Below are 23,883 nucleotides of genomic sequence, written 5' to 3'. Positions count from 1 at the left end.
TTAGCGGGTACGAAGCGCTGCAAGCAGGCCTTCGATCGGGTGAAAACGAACATCCAGTTCGGCGAGCAACACGCTCTGCATGTCTTTGCGGAAGACATCCAGCCAGCCATCGGGCACCGCGCGTGGTGCGGCATCGTCATCGCTCGGCCGGTGCTGCGCCTGTGCGGCATCGCGCAGGCGTTCGAAATGTGCGCCGAGCAGGCTCGGCACGGTGTTCAACAGGCTCTGCTCGCGCGGGCTCAGGGTGAGTTCCATCACCGCATCCACTTCGGCCAACCGCGCCATGTCGGTGGAGACCAATGCGAGCAGGTCGCGCAGGCGCCCGCGCAGATCGCCGGTGGCAGTGCGCATGGCGCGTTGCATGGCCAGGTAGTGCTGCCGAAAGGGTGCGAAATCCGGCGCGGCGGCGGGTGCGTCTGCGAGCGCGGCGTCGCGCGCCTCGGCACGCACGCGCACGACCAGCGCGTCCAGCTCGGCCACGCTGCTGGCGGCCAGGCCAGTGCGCACGCGCGCGCATGCCTCCGCGTCGAGCGGGCGCGGCTCGGGCAGTTCGTCGGTGTCGGGCAGCTTGCCGTCCAACGCCTTGGACACGGCCACCGCGCGCGTCCAATCGATCCACTGGCTCAGCCGCTCGGCCAGCGCGTGGTCGGACTGGGCGATGTGCGCGTCGCTGAGGCGAGCAAGCAGGCGAATGAACGCCGGGCCCGACAAGGGCGCCCGTGGAGAAACTTTCGCCATTCTTCCGGTCAAAAACCGGGCATTTTACACGGGAACGTACGCAGGTCGGCGGGCCACGCCCGAGCTGCGAGCCGGCCGCCGGGGCCATGCATGCTGGCATTCAGCCGGCCTGAGGTGGGCGGCAGGCCCGCGCACGGCAGACGGCCTGATGCGCGGTGTTGCGCGCCACCGGTACATCAGCAGGCGGCAAGCAGCCCCAACCATAAGCCGCGCACGCGGGCTCCGGTCAGGCTTCGTAACCAGTTCAGGTGCAGGTTTCCAGTCGTCCGGCTGACTCGGTTTTGTAAGGTGAATGGGTATAAGCTGCGGGCCGGGGAATCCCCCCATCGAGGTAACACAATGGACCGCTCTGACATGCAAGTGTCTGATCTGCTGGTCTTGGAGCTGCAAGGGTTCCACGATGCCTATGGCAATGGGCCCGACTTCTGGGACGCCTACCAGCGCATCATGGGCATCGCGGCGCAGGCCGGTGGCAACATGATCGCTTTGGCCAACGAAATGGCCTCACTGGCACAAGGGCTTGGCGCGACCAAGCGCGCGCAGCTGCTGTAGTGGCCACGGTCCCGTGCGGGCGCTGACGCCGGCGCGAGGTGCCTGATGTGTTGCGCACTGAGCCCTGCGTGAGGTGACTGCTCAAGCAGCTCCTGCAGTGCTCCCCAGAATTGCAGCTGTCCTGAGCGTGTTGTTGCAGCTGATTGCCGTCGCACGTGCAAGGCGTCGGTGACCGCGGACCGATGCGCGCAGGCGCTCGCGAGGAGTTTGGCAATGCATATCTCGCACGTCGCTTCGACGCAGATGCAATGGCAAACGCGGGACAGCCGGCCAATCGCCAGCGCGTCTGCATGACCGGCACTGGACTCGGCGAAGCGCCGCTGCACGGTGCGATGCACGCCCTGTGATTGCACCGCTGGCGTCGCGCTGCAATCGGTACGTTGCATGCGGCAGAGGCTGCCTCCGACAAGCAGGCGCAAACGGCCTGCTGCCATTGCTGTTTTAGCCGGCCTCGGCTGCGACGGCCGGTCCGGCTGCGGCGGCTGGCGCAGCCTCCGGCGCGTCGCGTTTCTTTTCGCGACGTAGCGGTGTATCGCCTATGCGCTCGATTTCGCCGCCGGATTGCTGAAACGCTTGCAGATCGGCGGCCAATCGTTGTTCGGACAACCGCGGGTTGCCCGGCTGGTTACTGACGGTTATCGACTGGCGGCGGGAATGATGCATCGCACATCCTCATGCGTTGTACAGCGTCAAGGGAATGCCCCGGCGGCGTTGATCGTCGTAGGTGGCACGCACGTCGCGGCAATACGGGCCGGACATGACGAAACGTCGGCAGATCGCCGGTCGCGTCTCGTAGATCGAGCAACACATGCGCGCAGCGTCGATGGCCACGCACCAGCCTTCCTCGTCGCGCGCCATCACATGCCAGCCTTGCGGCGTCACGCTGGTGAGATGGTGTGGGATACGGTCGGATGGATCGACCATGACGGTGAGCCGGCAGCAGACGGCGTCGCAGCGTTCGCAGAGATTGTCGATGGAAAGGGCCAGATGAAATGAGGGCGACACCGGATTCCGGCCGCCCATGCACCATACACCCTGGGGGCGCGCGGATGTGAACCGACAGCGCGTCCGCGCATGGCTGCTGTGCAGGCGCAACTGCGCCGGTTCTCGGATGCCAAGCTCGGCGACGCTGCTGGTTGCCGCGGCGCTGCATGACCTCATTGTGCAAGTACAGGTCACACCACGCCGCCGCGCGTGATCGAGAGGGGCCACGGTGGCGCCGCATCGGGCAGAAATGGGAGCCCACACCCAATGCACCGCGTGGCCCGCCACTGTGCGCTCTGCGGCACATGCGTTGCCTTTGTCGTTGATGTGCGAAGACGCTTTTCACCTGTGCCAACGCGGCGCACCGTAGCGTAGTGGCTCGCATCACGTCGTAGGAAAGCACATGAGCAGATCCAACCAGATTCCCTCGGCGCACGACCACGCCGAACACCGCGATCAAGTGCAGCATGACCAGGCGCAGCACGAGAAGAAAAAGCAGGACGCACTGCAGGACGAAGCGGTGGAAGAAACCTTCCCGGCCAGCGATCCGGTGTCCCCGTTCGTGCCGGCCAAGCCGCTGGACTGAGCCGATTGCCAGCGCTTGACGGCTGTACAAAACGCAGACGGCGCGGTCGAAGATCGCGCCGTCTGCGCTTATGCCATCTATGCACTCACGGCGTAAGCACCACCTTGCGGCAATCGTCCTGCTTCTTGTCGAACAGTTCGTAGCCACGCGCTGCTTCAGCCAGTGGCATGCGGTGCGAAATGATCGAGCTTGGCTTGAGCTGACCGTTGCCAATGCATTCCAGCAGATGCGGCATGTGCTTTTGCACATGTGTCTGGCCCAACTTGAAGGTCAAGCCCTTGTCGAACGCATCGCCAAACATGAAGGCGTGGATGAAGCCGGCATACACGCCCGGCACGCTGACCACACCGCAGCGACGGGTTGCGGCGATGCACTGGCGGATCGCCACACCGCTGCTGCCTTCCAGTTTCAGGTTGGTCAGTGCGGTTTCGATGGCGCTGCCTTCGGCCTCGAAGCCGACCGCCTCGATGCTGGCATCGACGCCACGGCCATCGGTTTGCGAGACGATCACATCGGCCGGGTCGTCGATCTCGTCGAAATTGATCGGAATCACGCCATAGGCCTGAGACGCAAAATCGAGCCGGTATGCGTGCCGGTCGACCATGAAGATGCGCTCTGCGCCCAGCATGCGGCAGCACGCCGCGGCCATCAGGCCGACCGGGCCCGCACCGAAGATGGCGACGGTGGAGCCCTGTTTGACGCCTGCATCGACGACGGCCTGATACCCGGTCGGCAGGATGTCGGACAGGAACAACACCTGCTCATCGTGCAACGCATCGGGAACTACCAGCGGGCCGACATTGGCCTTGGGCACGCGCACGTATTCGGCCTGGCCGCCGGACAATCCGCCATACAGATGGCTGAAGCCGAACAGCGCGGCGGGCGGGCGCATGTCCTTGTGATTGAGCGCTGCGCCCTTGCCGGTATTGGTGGTTTCGCACGCGGAAAATTCCTGCAGCACGCAGTGGAAACAGCGCCCGCAGGCGACCACGAATGGAATCACGACCCGGTCGCCCGGCTTGACCGCCGTGACATCCGGGCCCACCTCTTCCACGATGCCCATGAATTCATGGCCGAGAACGTCGCCTGGGCGCAGGTCGGGAATCTTGCCGCGATACAGATGCAGATCAGAGCCACAGATGGCAGTGGCAGTGACGCGCAGGATCAGGTCGTCGCGTTCGACCAAGAGTGGGTCTGGCACGGTTTCGACGCGTACATCGTGTGAACCGTGATAGTTGAGGGCAAGCATGTCTGTCTCCTGTGGGCAGTGGGACGCGGCAGCGCACTGCAGTGTTCGTGCAGCGGCGTTAAGCCCGTCAGCACGCTGCGTGCGCGTGGTGTGGACGTGCCCGACCGCCGACGCGGCGTTGATGCGCAGGTCACGCCTGGATAACCCCCGCGCTCGCAGGCTCGTATGACGCGCTGGGAGGCAGCCACGCCACCTGCGCAATCCATGCGAACCCGACAATCAACGACCACCAGACGCGACGAAAGCGCGCGATCAACAGGAGACAGCGATGGGACTTTTCAAGATGGTGACCGCCGGCGCGGTTGGCTATGTGGCGTACAAGGCCTGGCAGCGTCGACAGGGGCAGGCGGGCGATCCACAGAATCTACGCAGCACCGTACCCACGGTGGTCGGTAGCACGCCGCCTCACGGCGACCCATTGCGCGACAGCGTGGGCGATGCCCGCGACCGCAAGCAGGCGCTTGGTGCGCTGGCAGTGTTCAATGAGAACGAGCGCACGCTTGCGCAGTTGGCGGTGGTCAAGGGTGTGGAAGGAGAGGTGCTGGCCTTCGCGCGCAAGATGGACGAAGCCCACAGCGCTGCGTTGACGGACCTGAGCCGGTTTGCGCCGGATCGCAATGGCACGCTGGGCCAAGCCGCTGCTGCGGGCGCCGAGGGCGTGCGCAAGCGCCTGCAGGACCTGCATGGGCAGCAGTTTGAATCGCAGTACCTGCAGGCCAGTGTGGACAGCCACGAACAGGCGTTGGCCTTGCTGGACACGCAACTGAGCAGCGAGCCGGGCTCCAGCGATCTGGGCAAAGAGTTGCAGCGTGCACGCGAAACCATCGCCGAGCATCTGGAACATGCCAAGGCGCTGCGCGCCAAGCAGGGCCGGCCCCACTGACCACAGGTCGCCAGACAACGCGTCGAGGCAGCAGCTCTGGTAAACGGGGTGCCGCCGGCCTCGCAACCGACTCACCGGTTGTCCTTTAGGGGAGATCGCCATGGGCGAACCACAGGATGCAAATCGTCAGCCTACCGATATGCACAATGTGAGCATCAGCGAGGAGTGGGAATTGCAGTACTGGGCGCGCGAACTAGGGATGTCTGAAGACGATCTCAAGCGCGCGGTGCAGGAGGTCGGCAACGTGACGACCAAGCTGCGCGCCTATCGGCCACCGCACTGATGTTTTTGCAGGAAGTAGAACAGGCAGCGAAATGCTGCCTGTTTTTTGTGCGCTAGCGATTGCGCAGCACGGGGCTTGCTGTCGGGGCCGAAGCCACATTTCATGCCATGCACGTCGTACCCGTCAGCCGCAGGTTGGTTGGGTTTGCCCCGCCACGCATCCGCAAGGCAACCAGCGCTTCCCAATGCAGTCGTTTCACAGTGCTTCCGGCGCTGTCTCGAATCCGGCCGCCTGCCGCTGCCACAAACTGTCGAACACGCCACCGCTGCCGCGCAGTTCCGCAGGGCTGCCGTCTTCGACGACGCGGCCGTCCTGCAGCACCACGATGCGATCGAAACCGATCACCGTGGATAGGCGATGGGCGACCGCCAAGACGGTGCGCTCGCGCATCAGGTGATCCAGCGCAGCTTGAATTTCCGCTTCCGATTCGGTGTCCAGTGCCGAGGTGGCCTCATCCAGAATCAGGATCGGCGCATCCTTGAGAAAAGCGCGGGCAATACCCAGCCGTTGCCGTTGTCCGCCCGATAACATCACCCCGCGCTCGCCCACCTGGGTGTCGTAGCCGTCGGGCAATTGCCGGATGAAGCCATCGCAGAATGCATGCCGCGCCGCCTCGTGCACCTCGGCATCGCTGGCATCGGGACGTCCGTAGCGGATGTTGTCGCCGATGCTGCGATTGAACAACGCAGTTTCCTGCGGCACCACCGCAATCTTTTCGCGCAGGCTGTCCTGGCTGACCCCGCGGATGTCCTGCCCGTCGATCAGCACGCGCCCGGATTCCACATCGTCCAGGCGCTGGATCAGGGCAATCAAGGTGGATTTGCCGGCACCGGAGGGCCCCACGATGCCCACCTTCTGGCCGGCGGGGATATGCAGGTTCAATCCCTCCAGCACCGCGGCGCGCTCGGGATAGGCGAAACGCACCTCTTCGAAACGCACATCGCCTTCGGCCAAGGCCAGCGGCACGTCCGCATCGACGATGGCGTGCGGTTGCAGGATGATCTGCAAGGTATCGGCAATGGCGCCCAGTTGCTGGGTGGTGTCCACCAAGGTCAGCGCCAGATCGCGCGAGCCATGCAGGATGCGGAAGGTCAGCGCACTGACCAACACCACATCGCCTGCACTCACTGCACCGGCGCGCCACATGCTGATGGCCCAGATCAGTATGCCGCCGGCCATCAGCGACAGGCAGATGTCGTGAATCACCCGCGCCTTTTCCACGTACATCCAGCTGCGCCGATGCGCCACGGCCTCGTGACCGATCTGCTCGGCCAGCCGCGCGCTTTCGCGATCGCGCGCAGCGAAGGCCTTGATCGTCCACACGTTGGAAACCGCATCCACCAACTCGCCACCCACCCGGGCGGCCTGCGCGGCAAAGCGCTGGTGCTTGGCGCGGCCGCGAATGCCGAAGCTGGTGATGATGGCCGCCACGATCGCAATGAAGCCGACCAGCGTGGCGGCCATGCGCCAATCCACCGTCAACAGCAGCACGATGGCGCCGACGAAATCCACGATGGGCGGCACGATCTTCCACGCCAGTCCACCGAAGATCTGCCCGGCGGCACTGCCGAGCGCAGTGATGCGGTTGCCCAACGCACCGGCAAAATGCTCGGTGAAGTAGCGCATCGGGTGGCCGGTGAGATGGCGGAACAAATCCACGCGGATGTCCACCACGCTGGCCACCACGGTGCGGCAGCCCAACCAGCCGCCCAGTCGCCACAGGAGGTTTTCCACTGCGATCAGGCTGATGAACAGGCCAAGCGGCAGCCACACGTTTGCCTGGCTGCGTTGGTCGGTAGCCATTGCGTCCACCAGCATTTTCATGCCGTATTGCACCGACACCGCGCAGCCGGCCGCGCCCACGATCAAGAGCAGCAAGCCGCTGAAATGCCACGGCCGTTGGCCGATGTAGTGCCAGAGAAACCGCGCCGGCGTTTCCGGCAACAGGGCGGAGTGGGCGGACGTACTCACGTGGCGATGTCGGCCAGCGCGAACTGCGGTGCGCGCAGACCGAAACGGTCGTGTTCGTGGCGCAGTTGATCGGCCAGGCCCTGGTGCACCGGTCGCTCGCCGTGCTCGTCCGCATAACCAAGCAAACCGGTGGGGCAATGCCGGTCATTGTCCCAACCGGGGTAGTCCAGCACCGGATACAGGCAGATGCCTTCCATCGCCACGCCGTGTCGCATGGCCAGTGCAACCTCGTTGCCGACGTGATCGAGCCAGGGGGCGCGTTGATCGGCTTCGGCCCCGGTTTCGGAGACGATCATCGGGCGGCGATAGCGCTGCCAGAATTCCAGCATGATGGTCGAGAACGGGCGGTGGTCGGGCGAGTTGCGCAGGATCGGCACGCCGCCCAGATACCACTGATTATCCGAGTAGTAGTTGAGGCCGATGATGTCCAGATACTCCGGCGCACCGCCGAGGCCGGGCCACTGTCTGCCGCAGATCATGTCCCAGGCTTCGAACTGCGCCAGCCGTAGGCGCTCTGCTTCGCGACGCGGGCCGGGCCGGTCGTTGGAGGGCACCACATGGATCGCTGGGTCCACCTGCAGGAAGCGTGCGCGCGGATCCACCTGGCGTATCGCGTCGATCGCGGCGATCGTGGCGCGCACCAATTGATGCTTGAGCTCGAACCCACGCCCGCGCGCCATCGGGTGCATGCGCGCGTGATCGCCCCCATTCCATGCCCAGAACGAAATCTCGTTGAGCGGCGCGTAGAACGGCGCCGCGTCCGAGGCGTCCTTGACGCATTGCGCGGCGGCGGCGGCAAAGCGTGCGAAGCGGTCGACGAACTGCGGCGTCCAGATGTCCACATCGTCCGGCCAGCCGTAATGGCACAGATCCCAGATCACCTGCGTGCCCACGCTGTTGGCCGCGTGCAGCATCGGCAGGAAGCTGGACCAGTCGTAGTGGCGGGGGCGTTGCTCGATCAGATGCCAGCGCAGGCCATCGCGCGCGGTGCGCAGGCCATGCCCCGACAACGCTGCGTAGTCCTTGGCGGCCCAGCGGTCGTGCCTGGTGGCGGCAATCAGGTCGAGCCTGCGCCCGTCACGGCGGCGGTGGGTCGAGCACTCGAACCCCGCCATGAAAAAACTCTCGAACAGTGTAGGGGTATGCATCCAACATCCTGCTGCGCGCGCCGCTGGGTTGCAGCGATGCGTCGATGACTGCCCCGCAGCGACGGTGCTGCAGGGCGGGGCGTGCGTGGTCAGACCGCCAGCTCGGCGCGACGTTGTTCGGCATCTTCGATGCGCTTGTACAAGGCCAACGCCTGGCCAACCACCTGATCCATGTTGTAGTACTTGTAGGTACCCAGCCGGCCGAGGAAGGTCACCTTCGGCGTCTCGACGGCCAGGCGTTCGTAACGCCGATACAACTCGACGTTCTCCGCGCGTGGAATCGGATAATACGGGTCGCCCTCGGCCGAAGGATACTCGCGGGTAATGCTGGTCTTGGGATGTTGCTGGCCGGTGAGGTGCTTGTATTCGGTGATGCGCGTGTAAGCCACCGCTTCGTCCGGATAATTGACCGTGGCCACCGCCTGGAAGTGCTCCTGGTCCAGCGTGCTGTGCTCGAACCTGAGCGAGCGGTACGGTAGCTTGCCGTAGCAGTAGTCGAAGTATTCGTCCACCGGCCCGCTGTACACCAGGTGGTCGTACTCCAGCTCGTCGCAGATCTCGCGGTAGTCGGTATTGAGCATCACCTTGATGTTGGGGTGGTCGAGCATGCGCTCGAACATGCGGGTATAGCCGTGCAGCGGCATCTGCTGGAAGGTGTCGGTGAAGTAGCGGTCGTCGTCGTTGGTGCGGGTCGGCACGCGCGAGGTCACCGACTTGTCCAGCTGCGAGGGATCCAGCCCCCACTGCTTGCGCGTATAGCCGCGAAAGAAGGTTTCGTAGAGTTCGCGGCCCACCTGATTGATCACCACATCTTCGCTGGTCTGGATATCGGCCACCGGTTCGGCGCGGCTTGCCAGGAACGCGGCGGCCTGTTCTTCGCTGCTGAGTTGCAGGCCGTACAGACGGTTCAACGTGGTCATGTTGATCGGGATCGGGACCTGTTGCTCGCCCATCTGCGCAAGTACGCGGTGCTCGTACGGGCGCCACTGGGTGAAGTTGGAGAGGTAATCCACGATGCGCTGCGCGTTGGTGTGGAAGATGTGCGGACCATAACGATGGATCAGCACGCCGGCATCGTCATGGAAATCGTAGGCGTTGCCGCCGATATGCGGGCGACGGTCCACCACCAGCACGCGCTTGCCGAGGCCGGCGGCCAACCGTTCGGCCAACACGCTGCCGGCAAACCCGGCGCCGACGATGAGGTAATCGAAACCGCGCCGTGCGTTGCCGCGCGTGCGACGGGCGGCCAGCGGCGCCGCGGCCGGCGGGTTCATTGCGTCCAAGACAGTGTCTCCTTCATCAGATCGTAGGTGTGGTCCCAGGACATATCGCCCAGCACGGCGTCAGCGCGGTCGAGCAACTGCTCGCGATCGGCACTGTCCTGCAACGCGGCTTCGCAGGCGGCGACGAATGCGTCGGCGGTCGCGGCAATGCGCACCACGCCGGTGTCGCCGTAGGTGCGCACCACGTCGTGGATTGGCGTGGACACCACCGGGCAGCCGCCAGCGAGGTATTCGGGCGTCTTGGTCGGGCTGATGAAGCGGGTGGAGGCGTTCATCGCAAACGGCATCAATGCCACCTCCCAGCCGGAGAGATACCCGGGCAATTCGTCGTAGGTCTTGCCGCCCAGGTAGTGGATGTTGGCGGCCTGCGGCAGCTCGGAGGGGTCGATCTTGACCACCGGACCGATCATCACCAATTGCCAGTGCGGCCGCTGCGTCGCGATCACACGTAACAGCTGGACATCGAATCGTTCGTCGATGACACCGTAGAAGCCCAGCCGTGGATGAGCGATGCCGGCCTGGTCGTCGGGCTCCTGCTGCGGCGTGCGCGCGGCGGCGAAATGCGCCACGTCCACGCTACTAGGAAATGCGTGCGCGTTGGCGTGCAACGCGCGTTTTGCTTCCCAAATGCTGTAGCCGCCGGTGAACACCACATCGGCGCGCTGCAGCAGGGCGCGCTCGCGTTGTACCAGTTCCGGCGGCGCACCACGAAAGGCCGACAGCTCGTCCATGCAGTCGTTAATGACCATGCGTGCAGGCAGATGCGCACTGAAGCTCTGGCTCATCGGCGTATAGTACCACAGCAACAGATCGCGCACGCCAAGCTCGGCCAGGTAGCCATCCAGCAAGCGGCGTTGCACCTGCACGGCATCTTCGCCCTCACACCCGGCGGGCAGGCGCGGCACCAGGACGTGCACGCCGTGCTCTTCGCCGCGCACCTTCAGCCAGGGCTCGGCGGCATCGCAGGCGATGGGCTCTTCCCAGAACAGCACATTGGCATCGCGTGCAAAACGCGACATCAGGTGTTGCGGGCGCTGATAGACAAAACTCCAGCGCAGATGCGACAGACACAACAGCGTTGGCCGCGTCGGATCGAACTGTGGCGTGCTGTCGGATGGAATCGCGCGGCGGGTCTTGCCGATCGCGCATTGGAACTGACCAGCCCAACTCATGGAATGCCCTCGTGGAAAGAAATGGGTGGTTGCGCATCACGCGCGGGAGAAACCATCGGCGACCACCAGCGTGCGCACCGGCTCGCTGCGACGGCGCGTGTCCGGGCCGGGCGACAGCCGGCGCGCTGGTGCCGGCAGCTCGCGCGCACTGTCGCGCTCTGGCACGACCTCCGCGCTACGCTGGCGCGGCAGACGTGAACCGGCGTAGCCATCCGGATGCATCGACTGCCAGCGCCAGGTGTCGCGGCACATGCGGTCCAGGTCGTATTCCGCGGCCCAGCCCAGCAGCCGGTTGGCCAGCGCAGTGCTGGCGAAGTACACCGCCACATCGCCATCGCGACGCGGCGCGATGTTCAGCGGAATGCGCCTGCCACTGGCGCGCGCGAACGCGGCGGCCACCTCGCGCACGCTGTAGCCGCGCCCGGTGCCCAGGTTGACCACCAAGCCCTTGCGCTCGCGCTGCAGGTAATCGATGGCATCCACATGTGCGCGCGCCAGGTCCATCACATGCAGATAGTCGCGCACGCCGGTACCGTCGTCGGTCGGGTAGTCGTCGCCGAAGACCTGCAGTGCCGCGCGACGCCCCACTGCCACCTGTGCGATGTAAGGCATCAGGTTGTTCGGCATTCCTTGCGGATCTTCGCCCAGATACCCACTTGGGTGCGCGCCCACCGGGTTGAAGTAGCGCAGCAACGCCGCGTTGAAATCCGGCCACGCGGCGCTAAGGTCGCCGATCATTTCTTCCATCATCAACTTGGTGCGCCCGTAGGGGTTGATTGCCTTCAGCGGCGCGCTTTCGTCGATCGGGCTGCGGTTGGCATCGCCATACACGGTGGCCGACGAACTGAACACCAGATTGCACACCTTCGCGGTCCGCATCGCGCGCAGCAGTGCCAGCGTGCCGGTGACATTGTTGTTGAAGTACAGCAGCGGCTCGCGCACCGATTCGCCAACGGCCTTGAGCGCGGCAAAATGCAGGACGGCGTCGATGCGCTTGCTGATCAGCAAATCGGCAAGCTCGGGCGCACGCACATCCATGCGATGAAACTCCGGGCGAAATCCCATCAGATGCTGCAGATGGTCCAGCACGCGCTCGGAGGAGTTGCTCAAATTATCAACAATGCACACCTCGTGCCCACGCCGCGCCAGTTCCACGCAGGTATGCGAGCCGATGTAGCCAGTACCACCAGTGACCAAAATTCTCATTGCCGTCTGCCTCATAGGGGCGCTACTGCGCGGGCCTGACCATGGCGCGGATGCACCACGTCGCATGCGTCGATGCGTGTGGGGTGATGTCGTCGCGCCAGCAGTGGGTTCGCACCTGCGCCACGCAGGCGTGGCGGGCAGCACTGTTTCGAAGAGGGGTCGTGCATCACGTTCCAACGTCACCTACGGTAGGAGGCCGACCGTGAGCGCAACCGCAGCAATGGGTGTGTGCGACGCGAGCGCAACGTTGACCGGAAGCTCACCTCGGCTGTGCGTTTTGCGCGTTTTTCGCAATACGCCCGGATGCGTGCACGGGCAAGCAAACGCGACATGGCATGCGCTGATGAGTGCTGAGGATCCACATTGAAAATCGAGCCAATAAAAAGCCCGCGTCGCTGGTCAGCGACGTGGGCATGGCAACAATCAGAAAGCGTTACAGCGTGACTGCGCCGCCAGAGATGGTCAGCAAGGTGCCCGATGTGTAACTGGCGGTGTCGGCCGCGAGCATGACGTATGCCGATGCCAACTCGACCGGCTGACCCGGGCGCCCCATGGGTGTTTGCCCGCCGAAGTTTTCCACCGATTCTTCGTCCATGCCGGAGGGAATGAAGGGTGTCCAGATCGGGCCCGGCAGCACCGCATTGACGCGGATGTTCTTCTCCGCCAGCACACCGGCCAGGCCGATGGTGAGGTTAGCCAGTGCGCCCTTGGTCGCGGCGTAGGGCAGGATGTTGGGCGTCGGCTTCTTCGATTGCACCGAGGCAGTGTTGATGATGGAGCCGCCGTCGGTCATCAATGGCACCGACAGGCGCACCAGATTGAAGGCCGCATGCACGTTGGTATCGAACGTCTTGCGCCATTCGTCCAGGGTGATGTCCTCGAAGGTCTCGAAGTACTTCTGGTAACCGGCGTTGTTGACCAGAATGTCCAGGCCGCCCAGCGTACTGTTGACCTTATCGATCAAGGCGGCTGCCTGGCCGGGGTCGCTGATGTCGCATCCCACCAGCAGCGCCTTGACGCCGGCCTTTTCGATCAAAGCGCCAATGCGTGCCGCGTCCTCCTGCTCATCGGGCAGAAAGGCAATGGCCACATCGGCGCCTTCGCGCGCATAGGCGATGGCCACCGCAGCGCCGATGCCGCTGTCGCCACCGGTGATCAATGCGCGCTTGCCCTTCAACTGGCCGTGGCCGACGTAGCTGTCTTCGCCATGGTCCGGGCGCGGGTCCATCTTCTCGGTGCGGCCGGGAAAGCTCTGCTGCTGTGGCTTGAAGGGCGGGCGTGGATAGTTGGGTACGGGCATCGTGGTCTCCTGGCAGTGGAAGTCGTTGGTTGCACGCCAGTGTGGTCATGCAAGCGTAAACATCCGGGCTAAACGATGTGCGCGTGGTGTGTGTTGCGCGGGGCGCTGTCCGTGGCAGTCGACGATCGCGAGGCAAGCAGAACAGCGCGGTCGCATGCAAACTTCATGCGGTTTTGCCCGGGACGCTCGATACTGCGCGCATCGTCAGGAGGTCACCCATGTTCTTGCGTCGTAACGGGCTGTCGTTGTGTCTGCTTGCGTTGACTATTTTCTTCATCGGTTGCCAGGTCTATGCCGGGCTGCATGCGTATAACGACGAATTGCGCGAGCAGGGGCAGCCGACGCTGCTGCTGTCTGCGTATCTGCACAGCCCGCATTTCATGTCGGCATTGTTCGAAAACTGGGAGAGCGAATTCCTGCAGATGGGCATGTACGTGTTGCTCACCGTGAAGTTGCGGCAGGTGGGCTCGGCCGAATCGCGCCCGCTCGATCCTGCTGAAGAAAGCGTTGAGATCAAGCCCGGGACCACTCCGTGGCCGGTGCGTGCCGGCGGGGTCTGGCGACGGCTATACGATCACTCGCTGGCCATCGCGTTCGGGGCATTGTTCCTGATGAGCTTTGCGCTGCACCTGGTTGGTAGTTGGCGGCTGGAACTGCTGGAGCGTGCGCAGAAGGGCTTGCCATCGATCACGGTCTTCGAGCATTTCACCAGCGCATCTTTCTGGTTCGAATCGATGCAGAACTGGCAGAGCGAGTTCCTGGCGGTGTTCTCGCTGGTGGTATTGACCATCTGGTTGCGGCAGAAGGATTCGCCGCAGTCCAAGCCGGTCGAGGCGCCGCATTCGCAGACCGGCGGGTAAGGCAGCTTGAACCTGTCGCCGGGCGGCGAGGCGGGCGCGGCCGGGCCTGTGCTCGCCAGTGTGGGACGTGCATCGCCAGGATGCACTTCACGCCACCACCGGGTTTCGTTCACCACCTCGCAATGTCTGCGCGCCTAGCGTTGGGGCATTACGACCACGCAGGAGATCAGCATGGGCAGCGAACCGAAAAAGCCATGGGGACCGGAAGACGATCAGAAAAAGCCGTTTACGCCACAGGAGCGTCGTAACGAGGATGTCGAATGGAAGGTGCATGACATGCCTGACGAAGACCCTGACGTCAACAAGGCCGATCCCGAACACGACTACGAGCGACCGGACGGATCGGAAAGGCGCTGAATCAAGCAGTCAGTCTCGCGAAAGCGCCCGCATTGCGGGCGCTTTTCGTTTGTCTCAATGCAGCTGCCGCAACGCGTTGCAGCCTGCCCGCGCCCACGCGCCGCACGATCGCCTAGTGATGATGGTGATACCCCACGTCAGCGGCGATCTTGCCGCGGAACACGCGGTACGACCACACCGTATAGCCGAGCACCAGCGGCAGCAGTATCACCAGGCCCACCATCGGAAAGATCTGCGAGGAGGGCGGCGAGGCCGCCTGCCAAATGGTGTAACTCGGCGGCACCAGATACGGCCACATGCCCAACACCAGGCCGGTGAAGCCCAGCACGAAGATCGCCAGCGTCAACAGGAAAGGCATAGCGTCGCTGCGCGAGCTATCGCTGCTGCGCCAGAGCGCGAGCGCGACGCATGCAGTCACCAGCGGAATCGGCGACAGCCACCAGAAGTTGCCGTGCTCAAACCAGCGCGCCATCACATGCGAGCTCAGGAACGGCAGCCACGCGCTGACCAGCACGAGGAAGGTCACCACCACGCCCACCAGTGGCTTGGTCAGTTGCCGCGCCAGTGCATGCGTGCGCCCATCGGTCTTGAGGATCAGCCAGGTGCTGCCGAGCAGTGCATAGCCGAACACCAGCGCAGCACCGGTGAGGATGGTGAACGGGCTGAACCAGCCGAACACGCCGCCGGTGTAGCGCCCGTTGTCCAATGGCATGCCTTCCACCAGCGCGCCAAGGATGATGCCTTGCGCGAACGCGGTCAGGATCGATCCGGCGATGAACGACAACGTCCACAGCCGACGCGAGCGCTGCGCCTTGAAGCGGAATTCGAACGCCACCCCACGAAACACCAGCGCCATCACCATCAACAGCACCGGTAGATACAGGCCGGACAGGATCACCGCATACGCCGTGGGAAACGCAGCGAACAGCCCCGCGCCGCCAAGCACCAGCCAGGTTTCGTTGCCGTCCCAGATGGGCGCGGCGGTGTTCATCATCAGGTCCACTTCCTGTTCGTCGCGCGCGAACGGCGCCAGCATGCCCAGCCCGAGCACGAAGCCGTCCAGCACCACATACATCAGCACACCGAAACCGATCACGCCAAACCACACCACCGGCAACCAGTCACTCAGTTCCATGGCGTGTTCTCCTGTTCCAATGATGTCTCTGCTGCAGACAGCGGGCGTGCCGGGGTGTGTTCGCCACCGGCCACATCCGGCCCGTCGCGGCTGGGTTGCGGCCCGGCACGGACCAGCTTGGTCAGATAAAAGATGCCGAAGCCGAACACGAACGCGTAGCCCAGTAGATACACCAGCAGCGATACCGCCACTGTCGCAGTCGATTGCGGGCCCACCGCATCGGCCGTACGCAACAGCCCGTACACCACCCACGGCTGGCGCCCGATCTCGGTGACGAACCAGCCGGCCACCAGCGCCATGAATCCAGCCGGCAGCATGACGTTCCATGCCAGGATCAGCGGCCTGGCATGCAGGCGTCCACGCCACCACGCAATGGCCGAGATCCACGCCAGCAACAGCATTGCCATCCCCAGGCCCACCATGATGCGGAAGGCAAAGAACACTGGCGCCACCGGCGGCCGTTGATCGCGCGGCACCGACGTCAGCGGCGTAATGTCGCCGTCAGCGCTATGGGTCAGGATCAGGCTGCCCAGGCGTGGGATGGCCAGCTCATAGTCGTTGCGCTCGGCCTCGGCGTTGGGCAACGCAAACACCACCAACGGCACGCCGGCGCCATCGCCTTCGCTGTGCCAGTGCGCCTCCATCGCGGCGACCTTGAGCGGCTGGTGCTCCAGCGTGTTGAGCCCGTGCTGGTCGCCCACCAGGACCTGGATGGGCAGCACGATGGCGGCAAATGCCACCGACAGGCGCAACATGCGGGCGCCGGCATCCACATGCAGCCCTTTGCGCAGATAGTAGGCGCCGACGCCGCCAACCACGAAGCAGGTGGTGATGAACGAACCCAGCGCCATATGGACCAGCCGATACGGAAACGACGGGTTGAAGATGATCTGCATCCAGCTGACCGGTTGCACGATGCCGTTGACCATCGCGTAGCCATGCGGGGTATGCAGCCAGCTGTTGGACGACAGGATCCAGAACGTGGACACCAGCGTGCCGATCGCCACCATGCAGGTGGCGAAGAAATGCAGGCGTTCGGAAACCCGGCCCCAGCCGAACAGCATCACCCCCAGGAAGCTGGCTTCCAGGAAGAACGCAGTGAGCACCTCATAACTCAGCAGCGGGCCGATGACACTGCCGGCGATGCGGCTTAGCTCGGGCCAGTTGGCGCCGAACTGGAAGGCCATGACGATGCCGCTGACCACGCCCATGCCGAAGGACACCGCAAAGATCCGCAACCAGAAAAAGTACAGCCGCTTCCAGGCCTCGTCGTGTGTGCGTAGCCAGCGCCATTCCAGAAAACCGAGCAGGTTCGCCAAGCCGATGGTGAAGGCCGGAAACAACACATGGAACGAAATGACGAAGGCGAACTGGATACGAGACAGCAGCAGCGCTTCCACAGGTGTCTCCTATTGCCTTGCGGTATGCGGCGGCGGCGCCACGACGGCCGCGGCGTGGGATGCCAGCCGGGCGAGGGCAAGGCGCAGCTTGCGCCTGCAGCGTGCGCGCAGCGGGCACATAAGTACGCACGCCGCCATTGCGTGCGGTCACGTGGTGCCATCAACAAGCCTGCGCCCATCACACGCGGAAAAGAGTGAACTGGTGCACCGTGCGCTACCTTGCCGACTCGAAGAACCTGCGGGCCCAAAGAGCCCGGCCAATCACGGCAGGCGTACACCGCACCAATCAAGCGAGCCCAACCGCCGACTGCATCACGCCTGGCGTAAGTGGCGCAGGCAACGCGGCGCCAGCCAATCGGCGAGCACGGCATTCATCGAGCCGGGAGTAAGGCACAGCGCATCGCGCACGGCCTTGACCGCTTCCGCATCGGTCAGGTCGGGACGCCTGTTATAGGCCGCGCAGACCGCCCGGATCGTGCCTTCGGGAATGCCGTCGAATGCGTAATAGCCAAGCTGGCCCCGGCGGTGCTCGCCACGCCAGTAGTCCAATTCGGTTTGCACATCGGCCTGCACGGGCGCCGAGATTGCGTGCATGGGACACCTCATTCGTTGATTGGGCAAGTGTTCGCCGCATCCTCGGAGGAACGTGTGAATGCGTTGTGCACGCCTCTTCCACGCGCGGTGCGTAGGCTGTGGGCAACCCAGCAGACCCGATGCGGTTTCCTGACGGGTTCATGCGGCGCCGCGGTGGCGTCGGCTTACGTCAGCCCCGGCTGATATCCTGGCCTCGATGCAGGCACGCAAGCGAGCTCAGCCCGCGCTCGATCAAGACGGCAGCCGTCGTTGGACTGGCACCGCTGCCGCGGCAAACCTTGCACTCCTTGGCGTTTCGGCATTCTCGAAGCGGCGACCGATCCAGAGCGTGACGCTTGGCACTGGCGCAATCGAGCGCTTCCATGCGTACTTCGCCCTCAGTCATCTGGGCGGGCTCGACTGGGGGAAGAGCGCCGCACCACCCACAGATCGTGACAGCAGCATGCAATTTTCGATGTGGTGCGTCAGCGCATTTCGCGCGGCCGTCACAATTCTCAACTGAACATGTATCAGTCATTGCGGACAGAAGCGCTCATGGACCGTCTTTCCTGCGCCATCATCGACGACGACGTGGAGTTCTGCGATCAGGTGGTTGAACTCGCCACCGATAGCGGCTTCCGTGCCAAGGGTATCCACACCCTCGGCGAAGCCAGCCGCTGGCTGGACAGCAACTTTCCGGACCTGTTGGTGGTGGATGTTGGCCTGCCAGACGGCAGCGGTTTCGATCTGATCGAACGGCTCGACCCTGACCACACCCCGCAGATCGTCGTGGTCTCGGGCGATTACGCGCGCGAAACCCAGGGTCGCGCGCAGCAGTTCGGGGTTAGCGAATTCCTGACCAAGCCGTTCGCGCCCGAGCGCCTGGAGCGCGTACTCGGGGGGCTGCGCGAAGCGCAACAGGGCAACCTGGGCATCGTTGGCAACAGCGACAGCATCGTCATGCTGCGCAAGGACATCGTGCGCGTGGCGCCGACCGATCTGAATGTCCTGGTGACCGGCGAAACCGGCACCGGCAAGGATCTGGTGGCGCGCGCCATCCACCGTGTGTCCGGTCGTCGCGGCCGCTTCGTGCCGGTCAACTGCGGGGCCATTCCGGAAGAGTTGCTGGCCAGCCAGTTGTTCGGCCACGAGCGCGGCAGCTTCACCGGCGCCGACCGTCGCCATGCCGGGTTCCTGGAGCAGGCCGCAGGCGGCACGCTGTTCCTGGATGAAATCGGCGAGATGCCCAAGCGGCTGCAGGTGTATCTGCTGCGGGCGATCGAATCGCGCAGCTTCATGCGTGTGGGCGGCAACGAGGAAATCGCACTGGATGCGCGCGTGGTGGCGGCCACCCACCAGCACGTGCAGCGCGAGCAGGCGGTGCTGCGTGAAGACCTGTTCTACCGTCTCAATGAATACCCGATCCAGGTGCCGCCACTGCGCGAGCGCCGCGGCGATGCGCGCCTGCTTGGCTTGCGCGTTATCGACGAGCTCAACGTCAAATACGGCAAGCGCAAGTTGCCGACCAAGTCGTTGCTGCGCTACCTGGCCTACCACGCCTGGCCGGGCAACGTGCGCGAGCTGCGCTCGTTCATCCACTATCTGTATCTGCGCTCCGATGGCGATCTGTTGAGCGCCCCGGACGTGGAGCAGACTGTGCCGCAGGCCGACCAGGATGGCTTGCTGATTCCTGTGGGCTGGACCGTGCGACAGGCCGAAGACGCGATGATCGAATCGGCACTGGCGCGCACGCGCTTCAACAAGAAGGCCGCCGCGCGAGAACTGGGCATCAGCGTGCGCACCTTGCACAACCGTCTCAGTGACAAGGGTGCGGAGTGAGCGAGGCACCGCGTGGGCAGCGGCGCGAGCTGCTGCACCAGTTGCGCAATCGTCTCAACGTGATGGGCTTTGCGTTGTATGCGTTGCGCAACGAAACGTCCAAGCCGCTGGAAACGCTGCGCACAGCGCATCAGGCCGCCGTCGAACTGCTCAACCAGCTGGGCGAGCAGGAGCGCGCCCTGCAGCAGCCCGGTGTGGAACCGGGCGATAGCGCCCAGCCCGCCCGCACCGATCAGTGATTGGCCGTTTCGGTCTGGTGGCTGAGCAGGCTGGTGATCGTGCGCGGGTTGTAGGGCTTCATGCAGTACGACAGATGCGCAAAGCGCTGCGGCAGCGTATAGCGGTCGTAGCCGGAGCAAAACGAAAACGGCACGCCGCGCTTCATCAATGCATCGGCGACCGGAAACACCGCCTGGCCGCGCACGTTGACATCCAGCAAGGCGCCATCGATGGCCTGACCCGACGCCACCAGCGAGAGCGCGTCGGGCACATTGCCGACCGGTCCCACGACATCGACGCCTGCTTCTACCAGCAAGTCGTTGAGCGATTCGGCCAACAAGTAATCTTCCTCGACCACAAGAATACGGCGGCCGGCGAGTGCAGTCTCGTGCATGACAGGCTCCAGGGCAGTGGCGTTTTTAGGCAACGCGCGTGCGCATGGTGCTCCCAATACAGGTTAACGCGGCGCGCAAGCAGGCGCTTCCAAGACCGGTCTCTGCAGTGTGCGCACGCAATGCGTGGCGTGGTGCATGGCGGTCCACCGTGCTTTACGCGATCATGGGCGATTGCGCTTGAACCCAGCGTTGCGACGCTAGTGCCGCCATGACCGACGACGAAACTTCCATCAACGACATCGCCACGGATGCGAACACGCAGCCGCCCTTATTCGTGCTCGGCGTGGGCGCCGCCGGCATGGACGCGGATCGCCTGGCAGAATTGCTCGATGCGGTTGCTGGCGCCTCGAATCTGGCCATCATGCTGTTGTTGCGCGACCGCCAATTATTGGATGGGGCACGCCTGCGCGAACTGCTTGGCAGCCAGGCGACCCTGCTGTCGGTCCCCAGTGATGGTGATCGGCTGCAACCGGGGCGCTTCTATCTGCCGCCGGCCGATACGGTGGTTACGCTGGAAGAAGGGCGCATCCGTCTGCGCGCCTTGCCCGGTGGCGAGAGCGATCACGGATTGATCGACAGCTTTTTCGTTTCGATGGCGCACGATCAGGATGGCAATGTGATCGGCCTGATCATGGGGCGCTTCGATGGCGACGGCACGCTGGGGACCGCGGCGATCCGCGAGTGCGGCGGTCTGGCGCTGGCCGTGGACGATGCCGCACTGCATGGGCTGGACCTGCGCAGCGCCAGCAACCCGGCTGCCATCACCGACGACATCCTGCCCCTGCCACAGATCGCCGCGCGTATCGCCGCGCACATGCAACGCCACCACGGCTTCGGTCATCCGGTGCCGACCGGCGTGCGCAATGGCAGCGAGAGCGACAAGCTCAGCCAGGTCGCCGCCATCCTGCGCAATACCACCGGTCACGATTTTCATGGCTACAAGCGCGCCACCTTCCTGCGGCGCGTGCAACGGCGCATGCAGGTGGCGCAGGTGGAAACCCTGGAGCAGTATCTGGAGGTGCTGCGCAATCGCTTCGACGAACCGTTGCAGTTGTTCAACGACCTGCTGATCGGCGTGACCAAGTTCTTTCGCGACCGCCGCGAGTTCGAATTCCTTGAGCAACAGGTGATTCCGCGGCTGTTCCAGGGCAAGCACACTGGCGACAGCCTGCGCATCTGGGTGCTGGGCTGCTCCACGGGCGAAGAGGCCTATTCGCTGGCGATGCTGCTGCGCGAACACGCCGAAACCCTGGACACCGCGCCACGCATCCAGATCTTCGCCAGCGATATCGACGGACGCGCACTGGCCACTGCGCGGGTGGGGCGCTATGCCTCCAGCATCGTCGGTGAAGTCGCACCCGAGCGGCTGCGGCGCTGGTTCGTCAAGGAAGGCGACACCTATGTGGTGAGCAAGGAGCTGCGCGAGCTGTGCGTGTTTTCGCAGCACAGCATCGTCAAGGACCCGCCGTTTTCGCGGCTTGACCTGGTGTCGTGCCGCAATCTGTTGATCTATCTGGATGCCGAATTGCAGAACCGGGTGATCCCGATCTTCCATTTCGCCATCCGTCCAGGCGGTTATCTGTTCCTGGGCAACGCCGAAAACGTCTCGCGTCACGCGCAATTGTTCACCCCGGTGGAGCGCAGCTTTCGTGTGTTTCAGCGCATCGATGCACAGAGCAACGTGCATGCGACGTTCCCAACCGTACCGACCGCTGCGGTTGCCCGGGTGCCGACACCGCCGCAACGGCAGCGCACTCCCGGCAATGCGCTGGTGCGTGCCGGCGAGCGTATCGCCGACCGTTATGCGCCGGCGTATGCGGTGCTGGACGAGCATTCGAGGTGCTGCACTTCTCGTCGCAGGCCGGGCGATTCATCCGCCCAGGCGGCGGCACGCCCAGTCTCAACCTGCTCAATCTGATCCATCGCGATCTGCGCCTGGACTTGCGCAGCGCGCTCAGCCGCGCAGAACGCGACCGCTCGCCCGTGCATGTCAGAGGCATCCAGGTGCACGAAGACGCGGCGACCTGGGCGGTGAACCTGTTCGTGGAGCCGACCGCCGATTCGGAGGTGCCGCGCGGCTACGTCGTGCTGTTCCAGGAAGTGGAAGCGCGCGAACCGGTGGAGCTGCCCCGCCCGCAAGACAGCGCACACGACGATGGTCATGTGCAAGTGCTGGAAAATGAGCTGCGCATTACCCGCGAGCGCCTGCAATCGATGATCGAAGAGCTGGAAAGCACCAACGAGGAGCTCAAGTCTTCCAACGAGGAATACCAGTCGCTCAACGAAGAACTGCAGAGCGCCAACGAGGAGTTGGAAACCTCCAAGGAAGAGCTGCAATCGGTCAATGAGGAAGTGACCACCGTCAACGGTGAGCTGGCCCATCGCGTGCAGGAGCTGGCACATGCCAACAGCGATCTGAAAAACCTGCTGGAAAGCACCCAGATCGCCACCGTCTTCCTCGACAACGAATTGCGCGTCACCAACTTCACTCCGGCCGTCACCGACATCCTGCCGCTGGTGGAAAGCGATATCCAGCGTCCGATCAGCCACATCAAGCTGCATGTGGATTACGACGAACTGCAGGATGATGCGCGGCGGGTGATCCGCACCCTGGCAGTGCTCGATCGCGAGGTCGAAAATCCCACCACGCATGCGCGCTACATGGTGCGGGTGTTGCCGTATCGCACCGTGGACAATTTCATCGGTGGTGCGGTGCTGACCTTCATGGACGTCACCCCGCTCACGCGCGCCGAGCGTGCACTACGCAGCAGCGAGCAACGCCTGCGCACGTTGATGGAAGGTATCCCGCAGCTGGTGTGGCGCTCGCTCGATGGCGGCCGCTGGACCTGGTCCAGCCCGCAATGGTCCAGCTACACCGGCCAGAGCGATGCTGAGAGCCTGGAACTGGGCTGGTTGCAGGCGGTGCACCCGGACGATCGCGAGCCGACCATGAATGCCTGGCTGGAAAGTGCGTCCAGCGGCGGGCTGGATATCGAACACCGTCTGTTCAATGCGGCCGAACAAGGTTACCGCTGGTTTCATACGCGCGGCGCCCCGGTGCGCGACGAACGCGGCCAGGTGCTGGAGTGGCTGGGCACCTCCACCGAATCGGACAACCTGCGCCGCCTGCAGGAAGAGCAGCGCGTCTTGGTGGCCGAGTTGCAGCACCGCACGCGCAATCTGATCACGGTGGTGCAGTCGGTGGCCAAGCAGACCGTGCAGGCCAGCCAGAGCATGCCCGAGTTTGCGGCCAAGTTCGAGGATCGGCTGGCTGCGTTGTCGCGCGTGCAGGGGCTGCTATCGCAATCGGACAATATGCCCACCACCATCGGTGCCCTGCTGCGCATGGAGCTGGATGCGCTAGGGGCAGAGCCGGATCAAAGCCGCATCGTGGTGGGGGGGCCGAACGTGGCGCTGCGCAAATCCACCGTGCAGACGCTGGCCTTGGCACTGCACGAGCTGGCGACCAACGCGCTCAAGCATGGCGCGCTGGCGGTGGATACCGGCACCTTGTCGATCCGTTGGGAAGTCGTCTCCGGCAGCGATACGCCGGCGCGCCTGAAGCTATTGTGGATCGAAGAAGGTGCCAGCCAGCAGCTGCGCAACGACCGCGATGAAGCCGGCGGTTTTGGCCGCCGGCTGATCGAAAAGGCGTTGCCGTACAGCCATGGCGCGCAGACGCGCTACGAGCTCAGCGATACGCGCCTGGAATGCGAGATCCAGTTGCCGCTCAATCCGGTGAACGGGTGA

General features: G+C 64.2%; 23 protein-coding genes and 1 pseudogene. 10 read left to right on the top strand and 14 right to left on the bottom strand.

What is annotated here, in order from left to right; translation table 11 throughout:
* Window positions 1-750 (bottom strand): DUF3348 domain-containing protein, encoded by a 750-nt coding sequence (locus ACCQ03_RS18805; protein ID WP_170922353.1) that lies wholly within the window; start codon window positions 748-750, stop codon window positions 1-3.
* Window positions 751-1,077: 327 nt separating this feature from the next.
* Between ACCQ03_RS18805 and ACCQ03_RS18800 the strand changes: the two genes are divergently transcribed.
* Entirely contained in the window at window positions 1,078-1,290 is a 213-nt protein-coding gene (locus tag ACCQ03_RS18800) for a hypothetical protein (protein ID WP_057678046.1), read from the top strand.
* Between the two features lie 441 nt (window positions 1,291-1,731).
* On the opposite strand, the gene ACCQ03_RS18795 is transcribed toward ACCQ03_RS18800, so the two are convergent.
* On the bottom strand, window positions 1,732-1,953 hold the full coding sequence (locus ACCQ03_RS18795) for a hypothetical protein (RefSeq protein WP_057678045.1): 222 nt from the start codon (window positions 1,951-1,953) through the stop codon (window positions 1,732-1,734).
* Window positions 1,954-1,962: 9 nt separating this feature from the next.
* Window positions 1,963-2,385 (bottom strand): YkgJ family cysteine cluster protein, encoded by a 423-nt coding sequence (locus ACCQ03_RS18790; RefSeq protein WP_139790968.1) that lies wholly within the window; start codon window positions 2,383-2,385, stop codon window positions 1,963-1,965.
* A gap of 292 nt (window positions 2,386-2,677) precedes the next feature.
* Here ACCQ03_RS18790 and ACCQ03_RS18785 point away from each other — a divergent pair, with 292 nt between their 5' ends.
* Window positions 2,678-2,860 (top strand): hypothetical protein, encoded by a 183-nt coding sequence (locus ACCQ03_RS18785; protein ID WP_057678044.1) that lies wholly within the window; start codon window positions 2,678-2,680, stop codon window positions 2,858-2,860.
* 85 nt (window positions 2,861-2,945) lie between these two features.
* On the opposite strand, the gene ACCQ03_RS18780 is transcribed toward ACCQ03_RS18785, so the two are convergent.
* Window positions 2,946-4,109 (bottom strand): zinc-dependent alcohol dehydrogenase, encoded by a 1,164-nt coding sequence (locus ACCQ03_RS18780; RefSeq protein WP_209227082.1) that lies wholly within the window; start codon window positions 4,107-4,109, stop codon window positions 2,946-2,948.
* A 268-nt stretch (window positions 4,110-4,377) separates the two neighbouring features.
* Between ACCQ03_RS18780 and ACCQ03_RS18775 the strand changes: the two genes are divergently transcribed.
* On the top strand, window positions 4,378-4,992 hold the full coding sequence (locus ACCQ03_RS18775) for a DUF4142 domain-containing protein (protein WP_057678042.1): 615 nt from the start codon (window positions 4,378-4,380) through the stop codon (window positions 4,990-4,992).
* Window positions 4,993-5,092: 100 nt separating this feature from the next.
* Entirely contained in the window at window positions 5,093-5,275 is a 183-nt protein-coding gene (locus ACCQ03_RS18770; protein ID WP_057678041.1) for a DUF3606 domain-containing protein, read from the top strand.
* A 195-nt stretch (window positions 5,276-5,470) separates the two neighbouring features.
* Here ACCQ03_RS18770 and ACCQ03_RS18765 read toward each other — a convergent pair whose 3' ends face one another.
* The 6 genes from ACCQ03_RS18765 to ACCQ03_RS18740 form a co-directional block, all read right to left on the bottom strand.
* Entirely contained in the window at window positions 5,471-7,246 is a 1,776-nt protein-coding gene (locus ACCQ03_RS18765; RefSeq protein WP_209227088.1) for an ABC transporter ATP-binding protein, read from the bottom strand.
* Window positions 7,243-8,394: a glycoside hydrolase family 1 protein gene (locus ACCQ03_RS18760; RefSeq protein ID WP_209227091.1), complete on the bottom strand. Its 1,152-nt coding sequence runs from the start codon at window positions 8,392-8,394 to the stop codon at window positions 7,243-7,245. The genes ACCQ03_RS18765 and ACCQ03_RS18760 overlap by 4 nt, the downstream gene beginning before the upstream one ends.
* An 89-nt stretch (window positions 8,395-8,483) precedes the next feature.
* Window positions 8,484-9,668, bottom strand: coding sequence for a UDP-galactopyranose mutase (gene glf / locus ACCQ03_RS18755; protein ID WP_209227121.1), 1,185 nt, complete (start codon window positions 9,666-9,668; stop codon window positions 8,484-8,486).
* Entirely contained in the window at window positions 9,665-10,849 is a 1,185-nt protein-coding gene (locus ACCQ03_RS18750) for a glycosyltransferase family 1 protein (RefSeq protein ID WP_209227095.1), read from the bottom strand. The genes glf and ACCQ03_RS18750 overlap by 4 nt, the downstream gene beginning before the upstream one ends.
* Before the next feature lie 36 nt (window positions 10,850-10,885).
* The gene (galE, locus tag ACCQ03_RS18745) at window positions 10,886-12,055 is read right to left on the bottom strand and encodes a UDP-glucose 4-epimerase GalE (protein WP_081022724.1); all 1,170 of its coding nucleotides are present in this window, start codon (window positions 12,053-12,055) and stop codon (window positions 10,886-10,888) included.
* A 433-nt stretch (window positions 12,056-12,488) separates the two neighbouring features.
* Complete coding sequence (locus tag ACCQ03_RS18740) at window positions 12,489-13,355, bottom strand: SDR family oxidoreductase (protein WP_008577702.1); 867 nt, start codon at window positions 13,353-13,355, stop codon at window positions 12,489-12,491.
* A gap of 218 nt (window positions 13,356-13,573) precedes the next feature.
* Here ACCQ03_RS18740 and ACCQ03_RS18735 point away from each other — a divergent pair, with 218 nt between their 5' ends.
* Window positions 13,574-14,215: a DUF6766 family protein gene (locus ACCQ03_RS18735; protein WP_057677580.1), complete on the top strand. Its 642-nt coding sequence runs from the start codon at window positions 13,574-13,576 to the stop codon at window positions 14,213-14,215.
* Between the two features lie 147 nt (window positions 14,216-14,362).
* Entirely contained in the window at window positions 14,363-14,572 is a 210-nt protein-coding gene (locus tag ACCQ03_RS18730) for a hypothetical protein (RefSeq protein ID WP_170922355.1), read from the top strand.
* 112 nt (window positions 14,573-14,684) lie between these two features.
* On the opposite strand, the gene cydB is transcribed toward ACCQ03_RS18730, so the two are convergent.
* The 3 genes from cydB to ACCQ03_RS18715 all read right to left on the bottom strand — a co-directional run bounded on the left by cydB (window position 14,685) and on the right by ACCQ03_RS18715 (window position 17,701).
* Entirely contained in the window at window positions 14,685-15,707 is a 1,023-nt protein-coding gene (gene cydB, locus ACCQ03_RS18725; RefSeq protein WP_057677578.1) for a cytochrome d ubiquinol oxidase subunit II, read from the bottom strand.
* Complete coding sequence (locus tag ACCQ03_RS18720) at window positions 15,698-17,107, bottom strand: cytochrome ubiquinol oxidase subunit I (protein ID WP_057677577.1); 1,410 nt, start codon at window positions 17,105-17,107, stop codon at window positions 15,698-15,700. Before ACCQ03_RS18720 ends, cydB begins: the two co-directional genes overlap by 10 nt.
* Before the next feature lie 312 nt (window positions 17,108-17,419).
* The gene (locus tag ACCQ03_RS18715; protein WP_017157410.1) at window positions 17,420-17,701 is read right to left on the bottom strand and encodes a hypothetical protein; all 282 of its coding nucleotides are present in this window, start codon (window positions 17,699-17,701) and stop codon (window positions 17,420-17,422) included.
* 196 nt (window positions 17,702-17,897) lie between these two features.
* Here ACCQ03_RS18715 and ACCQ03_RS18710 point away from each other — a divergent pair, with 196 nt between their 5' ends.
* Genes ACCQ03_RS18710 through ACCQ03_RS18700 form a run of 3 tightly spaced genes read left to right on the top strand, consistent with a single transcriptional unit; the run spans window position 17,898 to window position 19,758 of the window.
* Entirely contained in the window at window positions 17,898-18,203 is a 306-nt protein-coding gene (locus ACCQ03_RS18710; RefSeq protein WP_081022726.1) for a hypothetical protein, read from the top strand.
* Window positions 18,204-18,235: 32 nt separating this feature from the next.
* On the top strand, window positions 18,236-19,519 hold the full coding sequence (locus ACCQ03_RS18705; RefSeq protein ID WP_017157411.1) for a sigma-54-dependent transcriptional regulator: 1,284 nt from the start codon (window positions 18,236-18,238) through the stop codon (window positions 19,517-19,519).
* On the top strand, window positions 19,516-19,758 hold the full coding sequence (locus ACCQ03_RS18700) for a hypothetical protein (RefSeq protein WP_209227097.1): 243 nt from the start codon (window positions 19,516-19,518) through the stop codon (window positions 19,756-19,758). The genes ACCQ03_RS18705 and ACCQ03_RS18700 overlap by 4 nt, the downstream gene beginning before the upstream one ends.
* On the opposite strand, the gene ACCQ03_RS18695 is transcribed toward ACCQ03_RS18700, so the two are convergent.
* Window positions 19,752-20,132 carry a response regulator gene (locus ACCQ03_RS18695; protein WP_209227098.1) on the bottom strand — a complete coding sequence of 127 codons (381 nt, stop codon included), beginning with the start codon at window positions 20,130-20,132 and terminating at the stop codon, window positions 19,752-19,754. The genes ACCQ03_RS18700 and ACCQ03_RS18695 overlap by 7 nt on opposite strands.
* A 209-nt stretch (window positions 20,133-20,341) precedes the next feature.
* On the opposite strand from ACCQ03_RS18695, the pseudogene ACCQ03_RS18690 reads away from it, so the two are divergent.
* Window positions 20,342-23,883, top strand: a pseudogene (locus tag ACCQ03_RS18690) (CheR family methyltransferase).

Origin of the sequence: Xanthomonas sp. NCPPB 3569 (assembly GCF_041475645.2) — a bacterium.
In the GTDB taxonomy this organism is placed as follows: Bacteria; Pseudomonadota; Gammaproteobacteria; order Xanthomonadales; family Xanthomonadaceae; genus Xanthomonas; species Xanthomonas phaseoli.
This window is presented reverse-complemented; position numbering and strand designations above follow the sequence as displayed.

Bases quoted from the DNA above. Each gene is read 5' to 3' on its own strand.
- ACCQ03_RS18740 (WP_008577702.1), bottom strand. From the start codon at position 13,355: ATGCCCGTACCCAACTATCCACGCCCGCCCTTCAAGCCACAGCAGCAG.
- ACCQ03_RS18795 (WP_057678045.1), bottom strand. From the start codon at position 1,953: ATGCATCATTCCCGCCGCCAGTCGATAACCGTCAGTAACCAGCCGGGC.
- ACCQ03_RS18760 (WP_209227091.1), bottom strand. From the start codon at position 8,394: ATGCATACCCCTACACTGTTCGAGAGTTTTTTCATGGCGGGGTTCGAG.
- galE (WP_081022724.1), bottom strand. From the start codon at position 12,055: ATGAGAATTTTGGTCACTGGTGGTACTGGCTACATCGGCTCGCATACC.
- ACCQ03_RS18775 (WP_057678042.1), top strand. From the start codon at position 4,378: ATGGGACTTTTCAAGATGGTGACCGCCGGCGCGGTTGGCTATGTGGCG.
- ACCQ03_RS18710 (WP_081022726.1), top strand. From the start codon at position 17,898: ATGCAGGCACGCAAGCGAGCTCAGCCCGCGCTCGATCAAGACGGCAGC.
- ACCQ03_RS18785 (WP_057678044.1), top strand. From the start codon at position 2,678: ATGAGCAGATCCAACCAGATTCCCTCGGCGCACGACCACGCCGAACAC.
- ACCQ03_RS18770 (WP_057678041.1), top strand. From the start codon at position 5,093: ATGGGCGAACCACAGGATGCAAATCGTCAGCCTACCGATATGCACAAT.
- cydB (WP_057677578.1), bottom strand. From the start codon at position 15,707: ATGGAACTGAGTGACTGGTTGCCGGTGGTGTGGTTTGGCGTGATCGGT.
- ACCQ03_RS18780 (WP_209227082.1), bottom strand. From the start codon at position 4,109: ATGCTTGCCCTCAACTATCACGGTTCACACGATGTACGCGTCGAAACC.
- ACCQ03_RS18735 (WP_057677580.1), top strand. From the start codon at position 13,574: ATGTTCTTGCGTCGTAACGGGCTGTCGTTGTGTCTGCTTGCGTTGACT.
- ACCQ03_RS18800 (WP_057678046.1), top strand. From the start codon at position 1,078: ATGGACCGCTCTGACATGCAAGTGTCTGATCTGCTGGTCTTGGAGCTG.
- ACCQ03_RS18705 (WP_017157411.1), top strand. From the start codon at position 18,236: ATGGACCGTCTTTCCTGCGCCATCATCGACGACGACGTGGAGTTCTGC.
- ACCQ03_RS18750 (WP_209227095.1), bottom strand. From the start codon at position 10,849: ATGAGTTGGGCTGGTCAGTTCCAATGCGCGATCGGCAAGACCCGCCGC.
- glf (WP_209227121.1), bottom strand. From the start codon at position 9,668: ATGAACCCGCCGGCCGCGGCGCCGCTGGCCGCCCGTCGCACGCGCGGC.
- ACCQ03_RS18695 (WP_209227098.1), bottom strand. From the start codon at position 20,132: ATGCACGAGACTGCACTCGCCGGCCGCCGTATTCTTGTGGTCGAGGAA.
- ACCQ03_RS18715 (WP_017157410.1), bottom strand. From the start codon at position 17,701: ATGCACGCAATCTCGGCGCCCGTGCAGGCCGATGTGCAAACCGAATTG.